Annotated in this window: 20 protein-coding genes; 18 read left to right on the top strand and 2 right to left on the bottom strand. The window is 48.2% G+C overall.

The window, feature by feature from the left end; genetic code table 11:
* The first annotated feature begins 123 nt into the window (after positions 1 to 123).
* The 7 genes from MHB80_RS15575 to MHB80_RS15545 all read left to right on the top strand — a co-directional run bounded on the left by MHB80_RS15575 (position 124) and on the right by MHB80_RS15545 (position 7,817).
* Positions 124 to 822, top strand: a complete 699-nt coding sequence (locus MHB80_RS15575; RefSeq protein ID WP_338551486.1) for a response regulator transcription factor — start codon at positions 124 to 126, stop codon at positions 820 to 822.
* Entirely contained in the window at positions 819 to 2,174 is a 1,356-nt protein-coding gene (locus MHB80_RS15570; RefSeq protein ID WP_341277857.1) for a HAMP domain-containing histidine kinase, read from the top strand. Before MHB80_RS15575 ends, MHB80_RS15570 begins: the two co-directional genes overlap by 4 nt.
* Before the next feature lie 17 nt (positions 2,175 to 2,191).
* Entirely contained in the window at positions 2,192 to 3,052 is an 861-nt protein-coding gene (locus tag MHB80_RS15565) for a carbon-nitrogen hydrolase family protein (RefSeq protein ID WP_341277856.1), read from the top strand.
* Between the two features lie 27 nt (positions 3,053 to 3,079).
* Positions 3,080 to 3,751 (top strand): GNAT family N-acetyltransferase, encoded by a 672-nt coding sequence (locus MHB80_RS15560; RefSeq protein ID WP_341282987.1) that lies wholly within the window; start codon positions 3,080 to 3,082, stop codon positions 3,749 to 3,751.
* A gap of 36 nt (positions 3,752 to 3,787) precedes the next feature.
* Positions 3,788 to 4,462, top strand: coding sequence for a GNAT family N-acetyltransferase (locus MHB80_RS15555; RefSeq protein WP_341277855.1), 675 nt, complete (start codon positions 3,788 to 3,790; stop codon positions 4,460 to 4,462).
* Positions 4,459 to 5,259: an MBL fold metallo-hydrolase gene (locus MHB80_RS15550; RefSeq protein ID WP_341282986.1), complete on the top strand. Its 801-nt coding sequence runs from the start codon at positions 4,459 to 4,461 to the stop codon at positions 5,257 to 5,259. The genes MHB80_RS15555 and MHB80_RS15550 overlap by 4 nt, the downstream gene beginning before the upstream one ends.
* A 596-nt stretch (positions 5,260 to 5,855) precedes the next feature.
* Entirely contained in the window at positions 5,856 to 7,817 is a 1,962-nt protein-coding gene (locus MHB80_RS15545; protein ID WP_341277854.1) for a DNA mismatch repair protein MutS, read from the top strand.
* A gap of 25 nt (positions 7,818 to 7,842) precedes the next feature.
* Here MHB80_RS15545 and MHB80_RS15540 read toward each other — a convergent pair whose 3' ends face one another.
* Complete coding sequence (locus MHB80_RS15540) at positions 7,843 to 8,481, bottom strand: thiamine diphosphokinase (protein WP_341277853.1); 639 nt, start codon at positions 8,479 to 8,481, stop codon at positions 7,843 to 7,845.
* Between the two features lie 323 nt (positions 8,482 to 8,804).
* Here MHB80_RS15540 and MHB80_RS15535 point away from each other — a divergent pair, with 323 nt between their 5' ends.
* Together MHB80_RS15535 and MHB80_RS15530 are read left to right on the top strand one after the other, a co-directional pair.
* A complete protein-coding gene (locus tag MHB80_RS15535; RefSeq protein ID WP_341282985.1) occupies positions 8,805 to 9,437 on the top strand; it encodes a trimeric intracellular cation channel family protein in 633 nt (210 codons plus the stop codon).
* Positions 9,438 to 9,905 (top strand): low molecular weight protein-tyrosine-phosphatase, encoded by a 468-nt coding sequence (locus tag MHB80_RS15530; RefSeq protein WP_341277852.1) that lies wholly within the window; start codon positions 9,438 to 9,440, stop codon positions 9,903 to 9,905.
* Between the two features lie 214 nt (positions 9,906 to 10,119).
* On the opposite strand, the gene MHB80_RS15525 is transcribed toward MHB80_RS15530, so the two are convergent.
* Positions 10,120 to 10,860 carry an alpha/beta hydrolase-fold protein gene (locus tag MHB80_RS15525; RefSeq protein ID WP_341282984.1) on the bottom strand — a complete coding sequence of 247 codons (741 nt, stop codon included), beginning with the start codon at positions 10,858 to 10,860 and terminating at the stop codon, positions 10,120 to 10,122.
* A gap of 311 nt (positions 10,861 to 11,171) precedes the next feature.
* Between MHB80_RS15525 and pdhA the strand changes: the two genes are divergently transcribed.
* From pdhA to MHB80_RS15480, 9 genes are all read left to right on the top strand, one after another.
* The gene (gene pdhA, locus MHB80_RS15520) at positions 11,172 to 12,251 is read left to right on the top strand and encodes a pyruvate dehydrogenase (acetyl-transferring) E1 component subunit alpha (protein ID WP_341277851.1); all 1,080 of its coding nucleotides are present in this window, start codon (positions 11,172 to 11,174) and stop codon (positions 12,249 to 12,251) included.
* A gap of 30 nt (positions 12,252 to 12,281) precedes the next feature.
* Positions 12,282 to 13,259 (top strand): alpha-ketoacid dehydrogenase subunit beta, encoded by a 978-nt coding sequence (locus MHB80_RS15515; protein ID WP_341277850.1) that lies wholly within the window; start codon positions 12,282 to 12,284, stop codon positions 13,257 to 13,259.
* A 15-nt stretch (positions 13,260 to 13,274) separates the two neighbouring features.
* A complete protein-coding gene (locus MHB80_RS15510; protein ID WP_341277849.1) occupies positions 13,275 to 14,597 on the top strand; it encodes a dihydrolipoamide acetyltransferase family protein in 1,323 nt (440 codons plus the stop codon).
* Positions 14,598 to 14,600: 3 nt separating this feature from the next.
* Positions 14,601 to 16,016, top strand: a complete 1,416-nt coding sequence (lpdA, locus tag MHB80_RS15505) for a dihydrolipoyl dehydrogenase (RefSeq protein WP_341277848.1) — start codon at positions 14,601 to 14,603, stop codon at positions 16,014 to 16,016.
* Between the two features lie 219 nt (positions 16,017 to 16,235).
* Positions 16,236 to 17,201 carry a thymidylate synthase gene (locus MHB80_RS15500; RefSeq protein ID WP_341277847.1) on the top strand — a complete coding sequence of 322 codons (966 nt, stop codon included), beginning with the start codon at positions 16,236 to 16,238 and terminating at the stop codon, positions 17,199 to 17,201.
* A 16-nt stretch (positions 17,202 to 17,217) separates the two neighbouring features.
* The gene (locus MHB80_RS15495; RefSeq protein ID WP_341277846.1) at positions 17,218 to 17,709 is read left to right on the top strand and encodes a dihydrofolate reductase; all 492 of its coding nucleotides are present in this window, start codon (positions 17,218 to 17,220) and stop codon (positions 17,707 to 17,709) included.
* A 274-nt stretch (positions 17,710 to 17,983) separates the two neighbouring features.
* Positions 17,984 to 19,471: a glutamate synthase subunit beta gene (locus tag MHB80_RS15490; protein WP_341277845.1), complete on the top strand. Its 1,488-nt coding sequence runs from the start codon at positions 17,984 to 17,986 to the stop codon at positions 19,469 to 19,471.
* A gap of 84 nt (positions 19,472 to 19,555) precedes the next feature.
* A complete protein-coding gene (locus MHB80_RS15485; RefSeq protein WP_341277844.1) occupies positions 19,556 to 19,876 on the top strand; it encodes a hypothetical protein in 321 nt (106 codons plus the stop codon).
* 50 nt (positions 19,877 to 19,926) lie between these two features.
* Entirely contained in the window at positions 19,927 to 21,129 is a 1,203-nt protein-coding gene (locus MHB80_RS15480) for a hypothetical protein (RefSeq protein WP_341277843.1), read from the top strand.
* Positions 21,130 to 21,131: the final 2 nt, after the last annotated feature.

Raw genomic sequence — 21,131 nt, 5'->3', positions numbered from 1 at the left:
CAAGCAAGCCGGACTGCAAGCGGCAGTAGTCCGGCTTGCTTGCATTTGAATCGAAGATTCCTTTATGATGAGTACAAAACGGGTCCATGCAGGACTATTTGCTAAGGTAGGTGAACGCTTAAGATGAAAGAACGTGTCCTGGTAGTAGAAGATGAAGCAGGCATTTCCCGCATTTTACAGCTTGAGCTTGAGCATGAAGGTTATACAGTAGGCACGGCTTTGGACGGACGGACAGGCTATGAAATGGCATCGTCAGGGGAGTGGGAGCTCGTGCTGCTGGATGTCATGCTCCCGGAGCTTAATGGTATTGAGGTTCTGCGCCGTCTGCGACAGGCGGGCAATACGGTTCCCGTTATTTTGCTTACAGCGAGAGATACGGTTCCCGATAAAGTTAGCGGCTTTGAGCATGGGGCTAACGATTATATTACGAAGCCGTTTGCTATGGAGGAGCTGCTGGCGCGCGTTCGCAATATTTTGCGCATATTCCAGCAAAATCCGCGTGAATCCGAAGGCTCGGATATGATTAAGGTAGGCGATTTGACGATTGAACTGCGCACGCGCAAAGTTTTCCGCAAAGATATTATTATCGAGCTGACGCCGCGAGAATTTGAATTGCTCGTTTATTTGGTTGAAAACAAAAATGAAGAGAAATCCCGTGAGGATATCCTCTCCGAAGTATGGGGGTATGATTTTATCGGCGAGACGAATCTGGTCGATGTGTACATCCGTTACTTACGGCAAAAGCTGGACAAAGGCTACCGTCACAAGCTCATTCATACCGTTCGGGGTGTTGGCTATATGGTCAAGGAGCCTGACGCATGACGCTGCGTAAACGATTTACGCTTTTCACGATATTCTGGCTTATCTTTATCTTGATTTTGTTTAATATTTTCGTTTATTTTTATGTCATTAAAATTACGACAGAAAGCGAAGAGCGCGTCATCGCGAACAAAGTCAATCTGATGCTGGAAAATCCGCAAATCCAAAGCGGCAAAGGGCTAAACAATTCGGATTTGCTTAGTGAATATTATAATGTGAATGAAATGATTCGCATTGTGCAGCCAGATAGCAAGGTCGTCAATATTACAGGCTCGGACCCTGTGCTGTTGGGTCTGCCAGCAGCTTTTGAAAACCAGCATGACACGGGGATGATTTCAAAGGGCGGCGAACGTATTTTGTACATGCGCGTTCCTCTGTATGATGGGACCGAAATCGTCGGCATGCTGGAAATTAACAGAGTTCTTAACGAGCTGGATAATTATTTGCAGATTTTAGTGGCCGCGCTCACGGTAACGAGTGCGGGGGCGATTTTGTTTGCGATATTCGGTACGTATTGGTTTACGTCCAGACTGACAGCGCCCATCCAGCAAATGGTAACGACGATGCGGGAAATCGACCGCAGCGGGAAGCTGCGGGTTATTGAGACGACTAGTCACGAGGAATCTGCGGAGCTGCAGCAGTTGATTAGAGCTTTCAATCAAATGATTGAGCGGCTGGATCGTACGTTTGAGAAGCAGAAGCAGTTTGTGGCAGACGCATCTCATGAGCTCAAAACGCCGCTAACGGTCATTTCCAGCTATGCCAATATGCTCAAGCGCTGGGGACGCGACGATGCCGCAGTGCGAGATGAAGCGATTGAAGCGATTGACCGGGAAGCGAAACGGATGCAGAACTTGACTAAGTCTATGTTAACGCTTGCTGAAGCTGAGCAAGAGGATTGGCTGAAGCAGGAGCAGTTCGATGTCGTTCAGGCTATCGATGAGCTGGCAGGTATGCTGCAGACAACGTTTCACCGTCCGATTCGGATTAAAACAAGCTCGAAAATTATTAGAATGTATGGCGATAAAGAAAAAATTAAACAACTGTTCGTCATTTTGCTCGATAATGCCATAAAGTATAGTAAGGATTCGATTGATGTTTCGGTTAGCCAAGTGAAAACAATCGTCAAGATTGAAGTCAAAGATAGAGGCGTAGGCATTCCAGAGAGTGATCTGCCGCATTTGTTTGAACGTTTTTATCGGGTCGACGGTGCTAGAAGCCGTGCGACTGGCGGAGCTGGACTCGGTCTATCCATTGCAAAACGAATTGTTGATTTGCATGATGGCAAGGTAGATGTATTCAGTCAGCAGGATATTGGCACGACGATTACACTTCAATTTAAACAACGAAAGTAACGGTAGGAGGGTCGGTTTTGAAATATAGAGTAGCGGCCGTTCAATACAAATTGGCCGACATCAGCTCTTTTGAGCAATTCGCCGAGCAGGTCGCGCATTATGTGCGCAATGCCTCGGAATACGGCACACAGTTTCTTTTATTTCCTGAGTTTTTTACAACGCAGCTGTTGTCGATCAGTGACAGCAGCGGCAAACCATTATCCTTTGACAAACTCCCGAGTTTTACAGCCGTCTATGAAGAACTGTTTGCCAAGCTTGCGGCGGAATACAATATGCACATTGTGGCAGGAACCCATGTTGTAGAAGTGGAAGGCGGCAAGCTTCGCAATGTTGCGCATCTGTTCCATCCGGATGGAAAGATCGACCGTCAGTCGAAAATCCATCTGACCCCTACGGAAGTGAGCGATTGGGCGATGTCACCAGGCGAAGGTCTGGAAGTGTTCCAAACCCCGTATGGCACAATTGCCATGCTGACTTGTTATGATATTGAATTTCCAGAAATCGTGCGTATGGCAAGAGCGAAAGGGGCGGACGTCATTTTCTGTCCATCCTGCACGGATGATCGCCACGGCTTTTATCGCGTTCGTTATAGCGCTCATGCACGCACGATAGAAAATCAAGTCTATGTGGTGACGACGGGTACAGTGGGCTCGCTGCGAAAGGTTGATTTTATGCGGGCCAACTTTGGGCAAGCGGCGATTTTGTCGCCCAATGATATCCCCTTTCCGCCGGGCGGCATTTTGGCAGAAGGAATCATTAATGATGATATGCTTGTTGTGGCTGATCTTGATCTGAAGCTGCTTGAAGATGTGCGCACCGCAGGCTCCGTTACAACGTGGCGGGACCGTCGCACTGATCTTTATACCGATTGGTATTAAAGCTTTCCCTGGCAGAAGGGATGTGGCATTATTCGTAAACAATTATATGTATATCATGAGGGTGCTCCGGTAGAGGCTGTCATTCGGCGCTACTCCGAGCAGGACTTTGCAGGGCTGATCGACGTACAGCGCGAAAGCTTCCCGCCACCGTTTCCTTCGGATTTATGGTGGAGCAAGGAGCAGCTTGCCGAGCATGTTTCCCGTTTTCCTGAAGGTTCGCTATGTGCTGAAATAGATGGCAGGCTTATTGGCTCAATGACAGGCCTTGTTGTTAATATGGATGATTATGGACATTCACACAGCTGGGAAGCCATTACGGATAATGGATTTATTCGCAATCATGACGGCAGCGGCGACACGCTTTATGTTGTAGATATTTGTGTGATTCCAGAGTATCGAAAGTCAGGCATTGGAAAATGGCTGATGCAGACGATGTATGAGACAGTCGTACATTTACAGCTGAAAAGGCTGCTTGGCGGAGGGCGTATGCCCGGCTACCATCGTTATGCAGACGAAATAACACCGGAAAATTACGTTAGTGGGGTCGTTGCTGGAACATACAGCGACCCTGTTCTGTCTTTTCTGCTGCGCTGCGGCCGTACTCCTACAGGGGTGGCGGCTAATTATTTGGAAGACGAGCAGTCCTGCGGCTATGCAGCTTTGATGGAATGGCGTAATCCATTTCTTGCTGCCGATTAAATCCAATACCTGTACATAATGAAAGGGGATAATTTCATGCTGTATCATCGTATTACGTCGATTGACGACCCTTATTTTGCGGAGCTGCATAAGCTGCTTCAAACGATTTTTCCGCCAGAAGAAGTGCTGGCTTATGAGCTGTGGAGAGAACCGCTCGAGGAAGCGGGTATCCATGTTTATGTTGCGGTAGAAGACGGCAAAGTAGTAGGCTCCACGGAATATCGTTATTATCCAGAGCTGCGCGTTGCGATGACCGACTTCACCATTATTGGACAAGCTGGCAAGGGGATCGGGCGCTTCCTGCTGCGTGCCAGGGAAAAGGATTTGGCGCGTCTGGCTGAGCAATCCGGTACAGAATCGATCGGCATGTTTGCGGAAATTTATAACCCATATGAAAGGGAAGAGCAGCATGCATTTGGTGGCGTAACGCCAATGAATCCATTTGTGCGCCGCGAAGTATTGTCGCATATCGGATATAACCGATTGGATTTCCCGTATGTACATCCGTCATGGGACCATGAGGGGCAAGCCGTAACGGGCCTTCAGCTCAGCTTCCTGCCTGCTGATGAGAATTTAGCGTTTTTGCCGGCTTCACTCATCGTGACTTTTCTTGAAGGCTACTATGAGGCGCTGCCTAATAAACCACAAGCTTGGCTCGATATGATCAATCAGCTGCGACAACAGGAGCAGGTCGCACTGCTGCCGCTATAATGCGCATTACATTTCGCGGGACAGGCGATTCGATGGGAGTTCCGCGTGTTTATTGCAGCTGCGCGGTATGTGAAGAGGCGAGAAGCACGGGTATTAATCGCCGCTTGCGTTCTCTTGTGCAGCTTGATGGATTGGGATCGGGACCTGCAGGTGTAGCTGATGAAACGGTATGGATTGACTGCGGCCCTGATTGGGGAAGGCAAATGGAAGCAGCAGGCCTCCGTTTCGTCAGACGGATTTTAATTACGCATGCCCATTTTGACCATATTGGCGGTCTAGTGGAATGGGCTGACGCTTGCCGCTGGATGAACGTGAAGGGCGAGGCTTTTGCAGCTGCTGAGGTGATTAGCGAAATTAACGCTCGTTTTCCTTGGCTGCAGCAGCAAATCGATTTTCATGCGATAGACGGCGGAAATTTGCGGATTGGCAGCTGGGATATAACAAGCTGGAGAATTAATCATGGCAAAAATGGCTATGCTTATGCTTTTCGCTTCGATCATGCGGTCGAAATGCGTTCATGGGCTTATTGCTCTGACGCCATTGGGCTGACCGATGAACAGCAGCAGCCGCTTTATGGTCTTGATCTGCTGGTGCTCGGCACTAGCTTTTATAAAGAACCGTTCGCCTATGAAACCCGTTCTGTTTATGATGTAACGGAAGCGCTGGAGCTGATTCAACTTTGGCGGCCGAAACATACGATTTTTACGCATATGTCTCACGACATTGATTTGAATAACGATTATGGACTTCCAGCTGCTGTACAGTTTGCAAGGGCGGCTCTGGAAGCGACGGTATAGCCTGGCCCGACAGAGCTTGAGCATGAAGTTTCTGGCGAATGCTAATGGGGTTGACAAGAGGCTTGTACTTGAAGTAAATTGGATTTATATTTTGTTGGCTGGATGGTTCAGGAAGGGGTTTATTTTATGTTGACAGGTGTTCTTAACTCATAAATTGGATAGATCAGATCGCGTTGAAGGCGAATGGGAGCTTGCTGGCTGCTTTGTGCAGTTAAGGCAGGTTTCTATGAACGTATCTTCATCAGCTGTCTGATACCAAGAGTTAAGAACATGTGGACTCCGCCTGAATGCTATTCGGCAGCGGCCTGACCACCGTGCTCTTGCAGCACGGTTTTTTGCGTTATTTCCAAATAATAACCGTTTATATATGGCGGTTGTATTAGGCTGAATAACGTTTGGTGAGGTATAGCAGCCGTTTAAACAGGAATGGAACGCTCATGCGTTCCATTCCTGTTTTTTTTGTGAATAGGCATCTATATCTGCACGAATTGGTCGTTTCACATAAGGCGACAACGTTGTGTAGGCTCGGTTTATTTCGAATCATTCACGCCAACAAAATAGGAAATACATCTGATTTTAATGAGGAGCGATTGAAAATGATGCACGAAGCTACGCTAAAGCGTTTGGAATATGACAAATTGAAGGAACAATTGATCGACTATACCGTTTCGCCAGCGGGGCGATTACTGGCGGAACGCCATATGCCCAGCATAGAAATCAGGCAAATTCAAGCATGGCTGTCGGAGACAGAGGAAGCCTCCGCATTGCTTGCATCCGGGGCAAGTGTTCCTTTATCCGCGATGGAGGGGATTGATCCTTTTCTGGCGCTGCTGGGCAAAGGACGAATTTATGTCGAGCAGGAGCTGGAGCAATTGCAGACATGGCTAGCTTCTGTTATGCAAATGAGGAGATATATGGCCAGTAAGCGGGGGATTGCACCGATCATTGCCAGCTATGCAGACTCCATGCATGATTGCCCGGAGCTGCGGGAGGAGCTGAGCCGCTGTATTCGTTACGGAAGCCTCACCGATCAAGCTAGCGCTGCACTCGCGGAAATTCGCAGGCATCGCTACGCGGTAGAGGATAAAATCAGTCGTAAAATGGAAGCTTCGCTTTCCAAATATAAATCAGCCTTACAGGAGTCGATAATCAGTAAACGAAGCGGCAGGCTTGTTATCGCCGTGAAGCGCGAGCTGCGCAAACAGGTGCCGGGCACGGTGTGGGATGAATCGGCTAGCGGGCAAACCTTATTCGTAGAACCGGTTGATGTGGCCGATTTGCAAGTAGAGCTGCGACAATGGGAGGCAGAGGAGGAGCGCGAGCGCACTGTTATTTTATCAGGCTTATCCGATTTGGCTGATGCGCACGAATCCGAGCTTAGACTCAATTTAGAGGCGATGGCCACTTTCGATTTAATTATGGCGCGCGGCAAGCTTTCGCGTTCCTACGCTGGTCAATCGTTTCAATTGACCGATGAACCTCACATCTCTTTATCACAAGCCCGTCACCCGCTGCTTGGCCAGTCGGCGGTTCCGCTTGATGTGGAGCTCGGTCCGAATTGGAGCCAGCTCATTATTACAGGGCCCAATACGGGCGGGAAAACAGCAACGCTGAAAACGATCGGCCTGCTTGCGCTGCTCGCTCAGTCAGGGCTGCTGGTTCCGGCGAGGGAAGGGAGTCGCTTCGGCATTTTTCGGACGATTATTGCAGATTTAGGAGATGGACAAAGCTTGGAGCAATCGTTAAGCACCTTCTCCTCGCATATTCGTGTATTAGGCGAAATGCTGGAATCAGCTGGACCGCGCTCCTTGCTGCTGCTTGATGAACTGGCGGCAGGCACAGATCCAGGCGAAGGCATAGCGCTATCAATAGCCGTGCTGGAGGAGCTTCACAATCGAAGAGCTTTGACGGCGGCAACGACACATTTTAATGAGATTAAGCAATATGCTTCGCGTACGAAGGGCTGTATGAATGCACGAATGGCTTTTGATCCGGATACCTTGCTTCCGTTATATCAATTGATCATTGGGGAGGCAGGGGAAAGTCAAGCTTTCGCAATTGCCCGTCGATATGGTTTGCCAGAGCGGGTGATGCAGCGGGCCGAGCAGCTTGCAGCTAATCGTCAGCAGATCGTAACACTAGGCCAAGATGAACTAAGCGCAGATGTTAAAGCAGAACAAATCGAAGCTCAAACTGAAGCTCAGACCGAGGCCAAAGTGAAAAATAGCAGCAAAAAAGAAGAGGACGCAGGCAAAACCGCCTTGCAGCCCTTACAAGCGGGCGACGCGGTATGGGTTTATCCGCTGAAGCGTCTGGGTATCGTTTTTCGTCCAGCTGACGCCCGAGGAGAGGTCATTGTTCAGGTGCAGGACCGCAAGCTGGCCTTCAATCGAAAGCGGCTGAAGCTGTCAATTGGTAGGGAGGAGCTGTATCCTGGGGAAGATTATGATATGAGTATCGTCTTTGATTCCAAGGAAAATCGCAAGCTCCGCAAACAGCTCAGCCGCAAGCATGTGGAAGGGCTGGTCATCGAGATGAAGCCCGAGGCTTTTGAATAATGCTTATGCTGTCAGTCGTTATTACTTAATCACGGCTCTGGATAATGAGCAGCATTCCGTTATCAATCGTAATGCTTCCTTCCGTCTCCGCGAGTACATTGCTTATGCCTAGAGATTGGCCGATCTTCAAGCTGGCATTATGCAGAGGATATTGAAAGCCGCTTAATGTAATGCCAGAAACAGCAGAAGTTAAGGGCAGCAGGGAAACATTCGAATAAAGCCCTTTCTGTATTACTCGTTTAGAGGAAGTGACAGTAATACAGTTATGTTCGTCGATAATACAGGCGGGGATACCCCGATGTTCGGCGAGCACAAGCAGCTGCACATTCGATAACGAATGATCAAAGCGAGTGCCTAAGGCGCCCAGTAAAATAATTTCATCCGGATTTTGCTCAAGCGCATAGCGCAAAGCCATTTCTGTATCCGTATAATCTTTATAAATCGGATCACAGGTGATGAGCTCTTTGCTTACTGAACGTATGAGCTCCAACTGCTCGTCCGTTACGGAATCAAAATCACCTATTGCAAGCTGCGGTGCATATCCCTGCTCTACCAAAAATAGTGCGCCGCGGTCGGCGCCAATGCGAAAGGCATCCTGCTTCAGATGCGGCAGCGCAAAGGCACCAAGCTCGCCGCCTGAGCAAATGACTATTCGTTGAGGCATATTCGCTTCCTTCTTTCTCTAACCTATTTGTTCAAATTATAAGCAAGTATAAGCTACACCTTTATAAGGGGCCTATATTTCACCCTCGAAACGGTAACTTTGCCGCAAAAGGACGGCGACAGCCGTTTCACCTTGTTGCTTGTCGCTTTTGCTAGTATATAGTTTCTTTGAGCAGAAACACCAGTAGCAGGTAGAATTTCGGCAGCAAATTGACGAAATATGTCGTTGCTTTACGAAAGCGTCGGGGCTAAAATGGGAAAGGATAGACCATTCGATAGATGACATTGGATGGGAGAACGGAAGCGGGGGCGTACACGTTGGATTTGGAGATTTTTGGCGTATTCAGCATTATCGGCACCATTGCCTTTGCCGTCAGCGGCGCGGTTGTGGCAATGGAGGAGGAATACGACATTCTTGGCGTTTTTGTGCTAGGTCTGGTTACGGCGTTTGGCGGAGGGGTTATAAGGAATTTGCTTATCGGCGTTCCGGTCACGTCGCTTTGGAGCCAGGGGAGCTTGCTGAAAATCGCGCTCATCGCAATGACGATTGCTTTTTTGCTGCCGGTTAAATGGATTTATACGTGGCGCAAAAGCGAAGCTTTTTTCGATGCGATCGGTTTATCAGCTTTTGCTATTCAGGGCGCGCTGTATGCGACGCAGATGAACCATCCCATTAGCGCCGTGATGGTAGCGGCTATGCTGACAGGTATCGGCGGAGGCATCATTCGCGATGTGCTGGCAGGGCGCAAGCCGCTTGTGCTTCGGGATGAAATTTATGCCGTTTGGGCGATGATTGGCGGTTTCGTTATTGGCAAAGGCTGGTTTCATTCGACGCTCGATTTGCTGCTCCTGTTCTTGCTCATTATTGTGTTCAGGATGCTGTCGGTGTATTACAAATGGAAGCTGCCGCGTCGCTCGCTGCGGGAGAAAATCGTTCAGGAGAAAGGAGAGGCCTAATTGAAGAAAAGAGTATTGTTTGTTTGTCTCGGCAATATTTGCCGTTCCCCGATGGCGGAAGCTGTTTTTCGCAGCAAGGTGGAGCAAGCGGGACTGTCAGACCAAATTATTGTAGACTCGGCGGGTACGGGAGATTGGCATATCGGCCATCCTCCGCATGAAGGCACACGCAAGGAGCTTGATTTAAACGGGATATCCTATACGGGTATGAAGGCGCGTCAGTTCACGCAGCAGGATGATGTGGATTTTGACTTTATCGTCTGCATGGATACGAAAAACGAGCGCGATGTGCGTGAAATTCTTGGAACGCGTGCGGGAAGCGCAGAGGTGCTGACCTTTATGAGCCTGCTGCCCGAGCGTGGCGTAACGGATGTGCCAGATCCTTATTATACGGGACAATTCGATTATGTATTTGAACTGGTGGATGCGGGCTGCGAGCGGCTGCTAGACCATGTGAAGCTTAAGTAAACTGGCCTTGTGAGAATGCAGCAGGTGAATAGCTCAAGGTGAAACGGCTCTCGCCGTCCATGGCGGCGCGGCGCGTTTCAATCCGAGAAATATAGAGAAAGAATAGAAAAATCATGCTTTCCTATATTTTTAAATAAACAAACAAAGCCTTGGCTTCCTCCTTGGGCGGGGGAAATCAAGGCTTTGTATCATTTTGGAGGCAAGACGGCAGCGCTTATTGACGCTCAATAAAATACATTAATGCTTCCGGTAGCTCTTTCTGCCAAAAGCCCCATTGATGTTGGCCTTCTTTTTCCGCATAATAAAAAGGAGCTTGTCTTTCTTCAAGCAGCCTTTTGGCTTCACGGTTTAATTCGACAAAATTATGCACGCCTTTATCCGTTGTTTCATAAGCCGTTTCCTGCAGGCCGACAATCATGTAGAGCTCCAGCCAGGAAAGATCATTCTGAGCAGCCATAATTTCAAGCGAGCGCTCGAAATAGGCGCCTGACAAGGAAAGCACGCGGCTAAACAGCTCCGGATAGGCTAGCGCAAGATGAAAGGAGATGGTGCCGCCAAGCGAATCGCCGGCAAGTACGCGATGCTCGGCCTCACGACGGACCGGATATTTTGCTTCTATATAGGGAAGCAGCTCCTCGCCGAAAAAGCGGACATAAGCCTCATGGCGGTCTCCGTCAGGAGCATATTCCGCTGTGCGGAATGTTTTATTCACATCGACGCCAACAATAATGAAGGGCTCCACGCCTTCATCCAAAATAATGCGGTTCGCCGTCGTCGCTATACGGCCGAAGTTGAAAAAATCTTCTCCGTCCTGGCAGTAGACGACGGGGTAGCTCAGCAGCTCATTGTAGCCGGGCGGCAAATAGACGCGAAGCGAGCGCTGGCCATCTTGCAAATAGTTGCTTGCAACCGTTTCCCTGAGGACGGTGCGTTTCAAATAACGTTCATCTGTCATCATTTCTTCCTCCGTTGGTTGAATGGAATGGGAGCATGTGGGTAAACAATAGATAGATGCCATAGTGATGCGGGTTCGGCAGCAGACGGAAAGGCTGTACAGGCTCCATAGTTTCAACATTGTATTATGCTGTTACATAACTTTTTAACAGCTGTTACATATACAATTTCTTAACAAAAAGGGCATAAGCGTTGAAAATACAACGTATTTTTTGCTTTTTGCTTTGACCATTTTTGTTAAACAGGTTTATAATAATTCTATAACAGAGTACTGTAATATTCAAATATTAATGATTGAGGTGAGCGTTCACAATGAGCAAAGTGCTTAGCAAACTGCCATATGAAGTTCAAACGGAGCCAGTTACACCATTGTCCGTCTTGTCGCTTGATGGTGAAGTTGTTAACCCGGATGAAATGCCGGAGCTTACGGACGACCAATTAAAAGAAATTATGTACCGTATGGTATTTACCCGTACATGGGATGATCGTGCCGTGAACTTGGGTCGTCAAGGCCGTCTGGGCTTCTACGCTCCAGTATCCGGTCAAGAGGCTGCTATGATTGGTAGCGAATACGCTTTGAATAAAGATGACTTCATCTGTCCGGGCTACCGCGATATTCCGCAGCTCGTATGGCATGGTCTTCCGCTGTACCAAGCGTTCCTGTATTCCAGAGGACATCAGCATGGCGGACAAATCCCTGAGGATGTTCACGTTCTAATGCCGCAAATCATCATTGGCGCGCAAATTTTGCACGCAACTGGTGTTGCCATGGCTTTCAAGAAAAAGAATGAAAAACGCGTTGCAATTACGTACACAGGCGATGGCGGTTCTTCCGAAGGCGATTTCTACGAAGGCATGAACTTCGCAGGCGCGTTCAAGCTTCCGGTTATTTATGTTGTACAAAACAATGGCTATGCGATTACAACTCCTTATGCTAAACAAACAGCTGCACTTTCTGTTGCGCACAAAGCGCTTGCTGCTGGTATCAAAGGCGTACAGGTTGATGGCATGGACGTACTTGCTGTTATTAAAGCAGTTAGAGATGCTGCTGAGCGTGGCCGCAATGGCGAAGGCGCTACGCTGATCGAACTTCTTACTTACCGTTATCGTGCGCATTCCATGGCAGATGATACGACAAAATATCGCACCAAAGATGAGGAAGCGGAATGGGCTCCTAAAGATCCACTCATTCGTTTCGGCAAATATTTGGAAAGCAAAGGTCTCTGGTCGGAAGAGGATACAGCTCGCGTGAAGGAAGAAGCGAAAGCTACAGTTAACGAGCAAATCAAGAAAGCGGAAGCTGTTGAGAAAATGACGGTTGAAGGCTTGATCGACTCGATGTTTGAAACAACGCCGCAGCACCTCGAAGAGCAAAAAGCTGATTTCCAATAATAGCCTTTAACGAAGGAGGAACTATAGATCATGGCTCAAATGAACATGAAAGAAGCGATCCGTGACGCAATGCGCGTTGAACTTAAACGGGATACCAATGTATTACTTTTTGGCGAGGATGTTGGTAAAGTCGGCGGCGTGTTCCGTGCGACCGAAGGCCTTCAAGCTGAATTTGGCGAAGACCGCGTATTTGATACGCCGCTTGCGGAGTCCGCTATCGGCGGTTTGGCAGTGGGTATGGGTATTCAAGGCTTCCGCCCAATTGCTGAAATCCAATTCGTAGGTTTCATCTATGAAGCGATGGACCAAATGTTTATTCAAGCGGCTCGTATGCGCTACCGTTCCGGCGGACGCTACAACTCGCCAATCGTATTCCGTACGCCTTTCGGCGGCGGCGTGAAAGCAGCTGAGCTGCACACAGATTCCCTGGAAGGTCTTGCTGTACAGACACCGGGTATCAAAGTTGTTATTCCATCCAATCCTTACGATGCAAAAGGTCTGCTTATCTCGGCTATTCGCGATAATGACCCTGTATTTTTCATGGAGCATTTGAACCTTTATCATGCTTTCCGTGCAGAAGTGCCAGAAGGCGAATATACAGTTGAAATCGGTAAAGCAAATGTCGTTCGTGAAGGCAGCGACGTTACAATTATTGCTTACGGGTTGATGGTTCACACGGCTGTTAAAGCGGCTGACGAGCTTGAGAAACAAGGAATCAAGGCTGAAGTTATCGACCTTCGTTCCCTTGTGCCTCTCGATATCGATACCATTGTCGCTTCTATCCAAAAAACGAACCGTGCAATTGTCGTTCAAGAAGCACAAAAAACTTCCGGCGTTGCCGCTGAAGTAATCGCTCAAATCAATGAAAAAGCAATTCTGCACTTGGAAGCTCCTGTGCTTCGGGTAGCAGGTCCGGATACCGTTTATCCGTTTGCGCAAGTTGAGGATGCATGGCTTCCATCGGTAGCCCGCATTTCTGCAGCTGTCCAAAAAGTACTTGATTTCTAAAGGAGGATACACGCGGTGGCTAAATTCGAATATCGTTTCCCTGAGCTTGGCGAAGGCTTGCACGAAGGCGAAATCATTAAAGTGCACATTAAAGCCGGCGACAAAGTAACAGATGATGACATTATTATGGAAGTGCAAAACGACAAGGCGATTGTTGAAGTGCCTTGTCCAGTTAACGGTACGGTGCTTGAAGTTTTGGTTAAAGACGGCCAAGTTTGCCATGTAGGTGAAGTAGTCGCTTTGATCGATGCTGAAGGCGAAGTGCCTGAGCAAGCAGCTCCAGCAGCTGAAGAGCCTAAGAAGGAAGAAGCAGCTCCGGCCCCTGCTCCAGAAGTGGCAAAAGCTGCTCCGGCAGTAGAAGCAGCTAAAGAAGCTCCTAAAGCTACAAATGCTTCTGTGCTTGCTACACCAAGCGTTCGCAAGTTCGCTCGCGAGCAAAATGTTGATTTGACACAAGTAAGCGGCACTGGCAAAAACGGCCGTATTACGCGTGAAGATGTTACAGGCTTTGACGGTTCTGCTCCTGCAGCGTCCGAGCAAGCGTCGGCTCCTGCTGAGCAGCAAGACAACGCAGCTGTAGCTGCGAAAGGTGCTGGCGAAGCGAAAGCAGCTCCAGTTGCTGCTGGTACAGCTTATCGTCCGGAAGAGCGCTTGCCATTCAAAGGCATTCGCAAAATTATTGCGGGCGCCATGTCCAAATCCGTTTATACAGCTCCGCATGTAACGATCATGGATGAAGTGGACGTTACTGAGCTTGTTGCACTTCGTGCGAAATACAAGCCTTATGCAGAGAAGAAAGGTGCTAAGCTTACGTACTTGCCATTCATCGTGAAGGCGCTCGTAGCTGCTGCCCGTGAATTCCCAATTATGAATGCGACGCTTGATGAAGCTAATCAAGAAATCGTTTTGCGCAAATATTACAACATCGGTATTGCTACAGATACAGACAACGGCTTGATCGTTCCTGTTATTGAAGATGCGGATCGCAAAAACATTTGGAAAGTGGCTGACTCGATTCGTGATCTGGCTGTTCGTGGACGCGACGGCAAGCTTTCGGCTAACGAGCTGAGAGGCAGCACGATTACCATTTCCAATATCGGTTCGGCAGGCGGTATGTTCTTTACACCGGTTATCAACTTCCCTGAAGTTGCAATCCTCGGTACTGGACGTATTTCCGAAAAAGCAATCGTACGCAACGGCGAGATCGTGGCTGCTCCTGTAATGGCTCTGTCACTGAGCTTTGACCACCGTCTAATCGATGGCGCAACCGCTCAAAACTTTATGAACTACATTAAACAGTTGCTGGGCAACCCAGAACTGTTCATTATGGAGGTATAAACGATGGTTGTTGGAGATGCTTCATTAGATATCGATACTTTAGTCATTGGTGCAGGTCCTGGTGGTTACGTAGCGGCAATCCGCGCTGCGCAATTGGGACAAAGCGTGCTTTGTGTAGATAAGGAATATGTAGGCGGTGTGTGCTTGAACGTGGGCTGTATCCCGTCCAAAGCTTTGATTTCCGCATCCCATCAGTATGAGTCCATCAGCCACGCAGACGCTTTCGGTATTACAGCTAGCGATGTGAAGGTTGACTGGAGTAAAGTACAGGAGTTCAAAAGCGGCATTGTCAAGAAATTGACTGGCGGCGTAGGCTCCTTGCTTAAAGCGAACAAAGTACAGTTTTTCAGTGGTGAAGTGATGTTCATCAATGATAACGAAGCGCGTGTATTCAACGATCAAGAAGCTCCGCGCTACCGTTTCAAAAACTGTATTATTGCTACAGGCTCCCGTCCAATTGAGCTGAAAGCATTCCCGTATGGCAAGCGTATTATCTCCTCTACAGGAGCTTTGTCGCTGCCTGAGCTGCCGAAAAGCGTTATCGTAATCGGTGGCGGCTATATCGGTATTGAGCTTGGTCAAATGTTCTCGAAATTCGGTACGAAAGTAACGGTTATCGAGGGCGGAGACAGCATCCTGCCAGGCTTTGATAAAGACATGTCTTCTCTTGTCGTTAAGAAGCTTAAAGGTACGAAAGTGGATATCGTAACAGGAGCTCTTGCACAAAGTGCTGAGCAAACGGATAACGATGTAACACTGACTTACAAAGTTGGCGACAAAGAAGAAAAAGTAACGGCGGACTACTTGCTGGTTACTGTTGGCCGTCGTCCTAACACAGATGGCGATCTTGGTCTTGAGCTGGCTAATATTACAGTTGGCGAGCGCGGTCTGATTGAAGTTGACGATCAATGCCGTACTAGCAACAAAAACGTCTATGCAATCGGCGATATTATTGCTGGTCCTGCACTTGCTCACAAAGCAATGTATGAGGGACGCGTAGCGGCAGAGGCGATTTCCGGCCTGCCTAGCGTGATTGATTATAAATGTGTTCCTGCTGTCTGCTTCTCCGATCCAGAATGCGCAAGCGTTGGCTACACGGAGAAGGATGCAAAAGACAAAGGGCATAATGTTAAAGTGGGTAAATTCCCATTTGCTATCAACGGGCGCGCAATGTCGCTTAATGCGGCTGAAGGCTTCGTTAAGCTCGTTGCGGATGCAGACAGCGGTCTTGTGCTCGGCGCACATATCGTTGGTATGGAAGCTTCCAATATGATTGCTGAGCTTGGTCTTGCAATTGAAATGGGCGCTACGCTTGAGGATATCGCTCTTACTATCCATGCGCATCCAACGCTAGGTGAGATCGTGCTTGACGCTGCAGAAGTAGCGCTTGGTCACCCGATCCACACGGTTCTTAAGTAATTAATTGCTTTGCTTCAATAAAATAGCAGCTGCCGTATTTGCGGCGGCTAGAGAAGAGGTCCCGCGGCTGCTGAAGCCTGCGGGCCTTTTTTAATGAAAAGTTAATAATTATGTGCTTGGGTGAGAATTTATACAGAATTAGCATAGGCAACTATTTTAAATGATTGATTATAATGATATAATACAAATCTATATGTCCAAAATAGGAGTTGTAAGTGAATGAGTGTTCATACTAGTGAGAACGAATACTTGCAGCTGCTGCGCAGCGTTCTGGAACGCGGCACGGTCAAAGAAGATCGTACCGGAACGGGAACGATTTCCACGTTTGGTTACCAGATGCGCTTCAACTTAAACGAAGGCTTTCCGCTCATTACGACGAAGCGCGTGCCGTTTAAGCTGGTTGTCAGCGAGCTGTTGTGGTTTATAAAAGGCGATACGAATATTCGTTACCTGCTCCAGCACAATAATAATATATGGAATGAATGGGCTTTTAAGAAGTGGATTGAGAGCTCTGATTATACAGGCCCAGACATGACGGGCTTTGGCCTGCGCTCGCAAAGTGATGAAGCTTTTAATGTGCTTTATTTGGAACAAATGGAGCTGTTCAAGCAGCAAATTTTGCGCAATGATGCTTTTGCGGAAAAGTACGGAGAGCTGGGTAATGTATATGGCAAACAGTGGCGCGACTGGAAAACCTCGCAAGGCGAATCCATTGATCAACTGAAGGATGTTATTCATACGATTAAGACCAATCCCGATTCCCGCAGAATGATTGTTTCCGCATGGAACCCAGAGGATGTTCCTAGAAATATGGCTCTACCGCCTTGCCATACGATGTTTCAATTTTACGTATCAGAGGGCAAGCTTTCTTGCCAGCTGTATCAGCGCAGTGGAGATATATTTCTCGGAATTCCTTTTAATATTGCCAGCTATGCCTTGCTCACACTGCTTATTGCCCATGAATGCGGCTTGCAGCCAGGAGAATTTGTGCATACGCTTGGTGATGCGCATATTTATTCTAACCATATGGAGCAGATTAAGACGCAGCTTGCCCGTGAGCCTCGCGAGCTTCCACAAGTACGGATTAATCCAGCCGTAAGCTCATTATTTGATGTGGAAGTGGATGATATTGTACTGGAAGACTACCAGCCTCATCCTTCAATCAAAGCGCCTGTAGCCGTATAGAAGGGATGGATACACGATGTCGATTACATTAATAGCAGCGATGGACCGAAACAGAACGATTGGAATTGGCAATAAGCTGCCATGGCGGCTTCCAGCGGAGATGGCGCTGTTCACGAAGCACACGCTTGGCAAAACCGTTGTAATGGGCCGTAAAACGTTTGAATCGCTGCCTAAGCCGCTGAAGGACCGCCATAACGTCGTCTTAACAAGGCAGTCTGATTTTGTCTCTGAAGGCTGTGAGACGGTTCATTCGATTGAGGAGGTTTTGTCGCGTTTCGGTGCGGAGGAGCTTATGGTTATAGGCGGAACGGAAATTTATACGCAGTTTTTACCGATTGCAGACAAGCTTCACCTGACAGCTGTGGATGTGGAAGTAGCGGGAGGCGACGCTTTTTTTCCTGCGTTCAATGAAGCGGACTGGGAATTGGTGGAATCCATCCCTCATCGCAAGGATGAACGCAATTTGCATGATTTTACATGGCAAACTTTTACACGTAAAAACCGTTAATCGGCTTTTTTCGCGAGGGCACAGAGGGCAAATATGACATCTGAAGCGCATTTATTTGAGTCGACTGGTAGAAACGTACGAACATTATGTTATAAAGTGCAAATGATTGTACGGATAATCCATTAACGATGGCAGGTAAGAGTGTTAGGATTTTGTAAAATGGCTCGCGAAAATTGAAAATGTTTGTTATTGAATAATTGCTGAATTCCCGATATAGTTTGTTAGAGAAGCCTTACAACGGTTGACGGGAATAACGGATGGAGGAAAAGCGATCATGTCTACACCTACTGGTTTTATGGAATATCAACGAGAACTCCCAGCCGATCGCGATCCGATTGAGCGGATTAAAGATTGGGAAGAATTTCATAAGCATTTGTCCGATGAACAGCTTCGTACCCAAGGTTCGCGCTGTATGGACTGTGGAACGCCTTACTGTCATTCGGGAATGGAGTTAGCTGGCTCAACGTCGGGTTGTCCGATTAACAACCTCATTCCCGAGTGGAACAATTTGATTTATCGCGGTTTATGGCGTGAAGCGCTTGATCGTTTGCACAAAACGAACAATTTTCCTGAATTTACGGGACGGATTTGCCCGGCTCCATGTGAAGGCTCCTGTACGGTTGGCCTGATTGGTGATGCGGTTACGATTAAGACGATTGAGCAAGCGATTATTGACCGCGGCTTTGACGAAGGCTGGGTTGTTCCACAGCCTCCGAAAGTGCGTACAGGCAAACGTGTAGCGGTTGTCGGTTCAGGCCCAGCGGGTCTTGCGTGCGCAGCGCAGCTTAACAAAGCGGGACATCTTGTAACGGTGTACGAGCGTGCGGATCGCATTGGCGGACTTCTCACTTACGGTATTCCTACAGTCAAGCTTGACAAGAAGGTTGTTCAGCGTCGTGTAGACTTGATGGCGGAGGAAGGCATAAACTTCGTTGTAAACACAGAGATCGGTAAAGATGTATCGGCTGATGAGCTGCAAGGTCAGTTCGATGCAATCGTATTGTGCGGCGGCGCTACGAAAGCGCGCCCGGTAGATATTGAAGGCCATGAGCTTGAAGGCGTTCATATGGCGATGGATTATTTGAACGGTACAATTAAAAGCTACCTGGATTCCAATCTGGAAGATGGCAACTACATTTCAGCGAAAGACAAAAATGTCATTGTTATCGGCGGCGGCGATACTGGAACAGACTGCGTGGCAACCGCGCTTCGTCATGGCTGTAAATCAGTTACGCAATTCGGTACGCATGCTAAGGCTCCACTGGTACGCGATAGTATCAACAATCCTTGGCCGCAGTTCCCGAACGTCTATACGCTTGATTATGCACACGAAGAGGCAAAAGCGCTGTTCGGCGAAGACCCGCGTGCTTTCTCCGTACTGACGAAGAAATTTGTTGGCGAGAATGGCAAGCTTACTGAGCTTCATACGGTACAGATTGAGCGTACGGTTGATCCGGAAACGGGACGCAGAATTTATACAGAAATCGAAGGCTCCGAGCAAGTATGGCCAGCTGATCTTGTATTTATCGCAGTCGGCTTTGAAGGCCCTGAAAATACACTGATTGATGCTTTTGGCCTAGAGCAGGACCGTCGTACGAATGTGAAGGCGCCTTATGGCAAATATACGACGAATGCAGAGAAAATATTCGCAGCTGGCGATATGCGTCGTGGTCAAAGCTTGGTTGTATGGGCGATTAACGAAGGTCGCGAAGCGGCTCGTGAAGTGGATAAGTTCCTGATGGGAGCTTCCTTGCTTCCCTAAATTAATGGTATGATGAATGGAATAGCAGCTTATGAGGAGCGCCTTCGGGCGCTTTTCTTGTCGATAGGAGGGAAATGAAGCGTTATGATTAAATATGGGCTGGATGCGGTAACAGAGCTAAAGTTTGAGAAAATCGTGGCGAGCATGGAGCGGCGCAATGATCAATGGGTGGATATTGAGCTGTTGTTTGAGCTTGCGGAGGAAACTCCTGCGCCTGACGATCTCATTGACTTCAGCGGACTGGTCATATGTACGCCGGAGGGCAGTATTGCTCAAATGGTGCCGCTGGACGAAGACTGTGACTGTGAATATCAATTTACTGCATCTGAGAAGGAACAAATTACAGCCTTTATTTTGCAGGAGCAAAATCAGCTGAGAATTAGGCAGCTCCCCTCCCCAATATAAGGAAAGTTGTGGTAAAATCAGTGTGAGATGACGTGAAGGAGCGATTCGTCATGCATGCTGAAGAAGCTTATGTGTTATCCCCGGCAGATGTCAGCAATATTCGAAAATATGTCCAGCATAAATATGGAGCGCTACCGCAGGAAAAGAAAACCGAAATGATTGCCGATGCGGTGAATCGCATTATACATAAGCAGCTTCCGTCTTTTGACGAGTCGATTAAGCGCCAGGTGACGGCGCAGCTTATTCGAACGGCAGTACTGGAGCAGAAGCGCCCCGTACGTGCAGATGATATTTTTGCAGCTTGTTTATTATTGCTTGACGACCGAGAGCAGGATATGGAGCAGCCGATGCATCAATGGGTGGAGAAGCAGTTGCAAAGCGTCGTCGAGATCGAGCGCTACCGGCAGGCGATGGACAAGCTGCGTAGTTCTATAGAGCACACGGACACGAGCGCGCTCTCTTTGCCAAGTGCAAGTCTAACGGTGAACGAGAGCTGGCTTCAGTTGAAAAATCATTTGCAGCCGGCTGACGATGAGCCACTGGCTGAAGATCTGCTTAGAACGGGGGCGGCCGGATCCCCCGGCTTGGCTGACGTCATACCACTGCCATTGCCGCTTGCAGCACCTCAGAACGCGCCAGTCCCTCATAAACGGCGCAATCACGTTATTGTGTACGGATTGCTCAGTATGCTGCTTGTGAGCGTTACGCTGCTGTATGGAGAGTCTCTGACTCGTACGTTAAGAGGGGCGCAGCCGGAATCTTTAATCTTTGCTCCCATTGAACCTGTGGAGATTGTAGAACTGGATGGTTTGCCGCAAGAGCTGCGTTATGTAGAAATTGATAAGAAGAGGCTGACGGAGTATTTGAATGGAAAGACGTCCATACTTGCCAGGAAACCTTATTTAGAAGCAATTATTGCCCAGGCGAAATCATTTGATATACATCCGCTGCTGCTTTTTGCTATAACTGGACAGGAGCAGGCTTTTGTTCCTACTACGAACAAACAGGCGAAGGAAATTGCGAATAATCCATTCAATGTGTTTCACAGCTGGAAGGAATATAATACGACGATTAGCGATTCCGCTGAAATTGCGTCGCGAACGATTGTGAATTTAAGCAAGGGACGTCCAGAAGGAATGGATCCCTTCACATGGATTAACCGAAAATATGCCGAAGACCCTAACTGGTCGAACGGCGTTCGGTCGATATTTGCTTCCATGAAGCAATATGTGGAGACAACAAGCAAGAAGTAAAG

Origin of the sequence: Paenibacillus sp. FSL H8-0537 (assembly GCF_038051995.1) — a bacterium.
GTDB lineage: Bacteria > Bacillota > Bacilli > Paenibacillales > Paenibacillaceae > Pristimantibacillus.
This window is presented reverse-complemented; position numbering and strand designations above follow the sequence as displayed.

Excerpts from the sequence above, each read along its gene's own strand:
- MHB80_RS15570 (WP_341277857.1), top strand. The coding sequence starts at position 819 with ATGACGCTGCGTAAACGATTTACGCTTTTCACGATATTCTGGCTTATC.
- MHB80_RS15540 (WP_341277853.1), bottom strand. The coding sequence starts at position 8,481 with ATGCCTCAACGAATAGTCATTTGCTCAGGCGGCGAGCTTGGTGCCTTT.
- MHB80_RS15490 (WP_341277845.1), top strand. The coding sequence starts at position 17,984 with ATGTCTACACCTACTGGTTTTATGGAATATCAACGAGAACTCCCAGCC.
- MHB80_RS15500 (WP_341277847.1), top strand. The coding sequence starts at position 16,236 with ATGAGTGTTCATACTAGTGAGAACGAATACTTGCAGCTGCTGCGCAGC.
- lpdA (WP_341277848.1), top strand. The coding sequence starts at position 14,601 with ATGGTTGTTGGAGATGCTTCATTAGATATCGATACTTTAGTCATTGGT.
- MHB80_RS15480 (WP_341277843.1), top strand. The coding sequence starts at position 19,927 with ATGCATGCTGAAGAAGCTTATGTGTTATCCCCGGCAGATGTCAGCAAT.
- MHB80_RS15495 (WP_341277846.1), top strand. The coding sequence starts at position 17,218 with ATGTCGATTACATTAATAGCAGCGATGGACCGAAACAGAACGATTGGA.
- MHB80_RS15545 (WP_341277854.1), top strand. The coding sequence starts at position 5,856 with ATGATGCACGAAGCTACGCTAAAGCGTTTGGAATATGACAAATTGAAG.
- MHB80_RS15525 (WP_341282984.1), bottom strand. The coding sequence starts at position 10,860 with ATGACAGATGAACGTTATTTGAAACGCACCGTCCTCAGGGAAACGGTT.
- MHB80_RS15555 (WP_341277855.1), top strand. The coding sequence starts at position 3,788 with ATGCTGTATCATCGTATTACGTCGATTGACGACCCTTATTTTGCGGAG.
- pdhA (WP_341277851.1), top strand. The coding sequence starts at position 11,172 with ATGAGCAAAGTGCTTAGCAAACTGCCATATGAAGTTCAAACGGAGCCA.
- MHB80_RS15575 (WP_338551486.1), top strand. The coding sequence starts at position 124 with ATGAAAGAACGTGTCCTGGTAGTAGAAGATGAAGCAGGCATTTCCCGC.
- MHB80_RS15485 (WP_341277844.1), top strand. The coding sequence starts at position 19,556 with ATGATTAAATATGGGCTGGATGCGGTAACAGAGCTAAAGTTTGAGAAA.
- MHB80_RS15515 (WP_341277850.1), top strand. The coding sequence starts at position 12,282 with ATGGCTCAAATGAACATGAAAGAAGCGATCCGTGACGCAATGCGCGTT.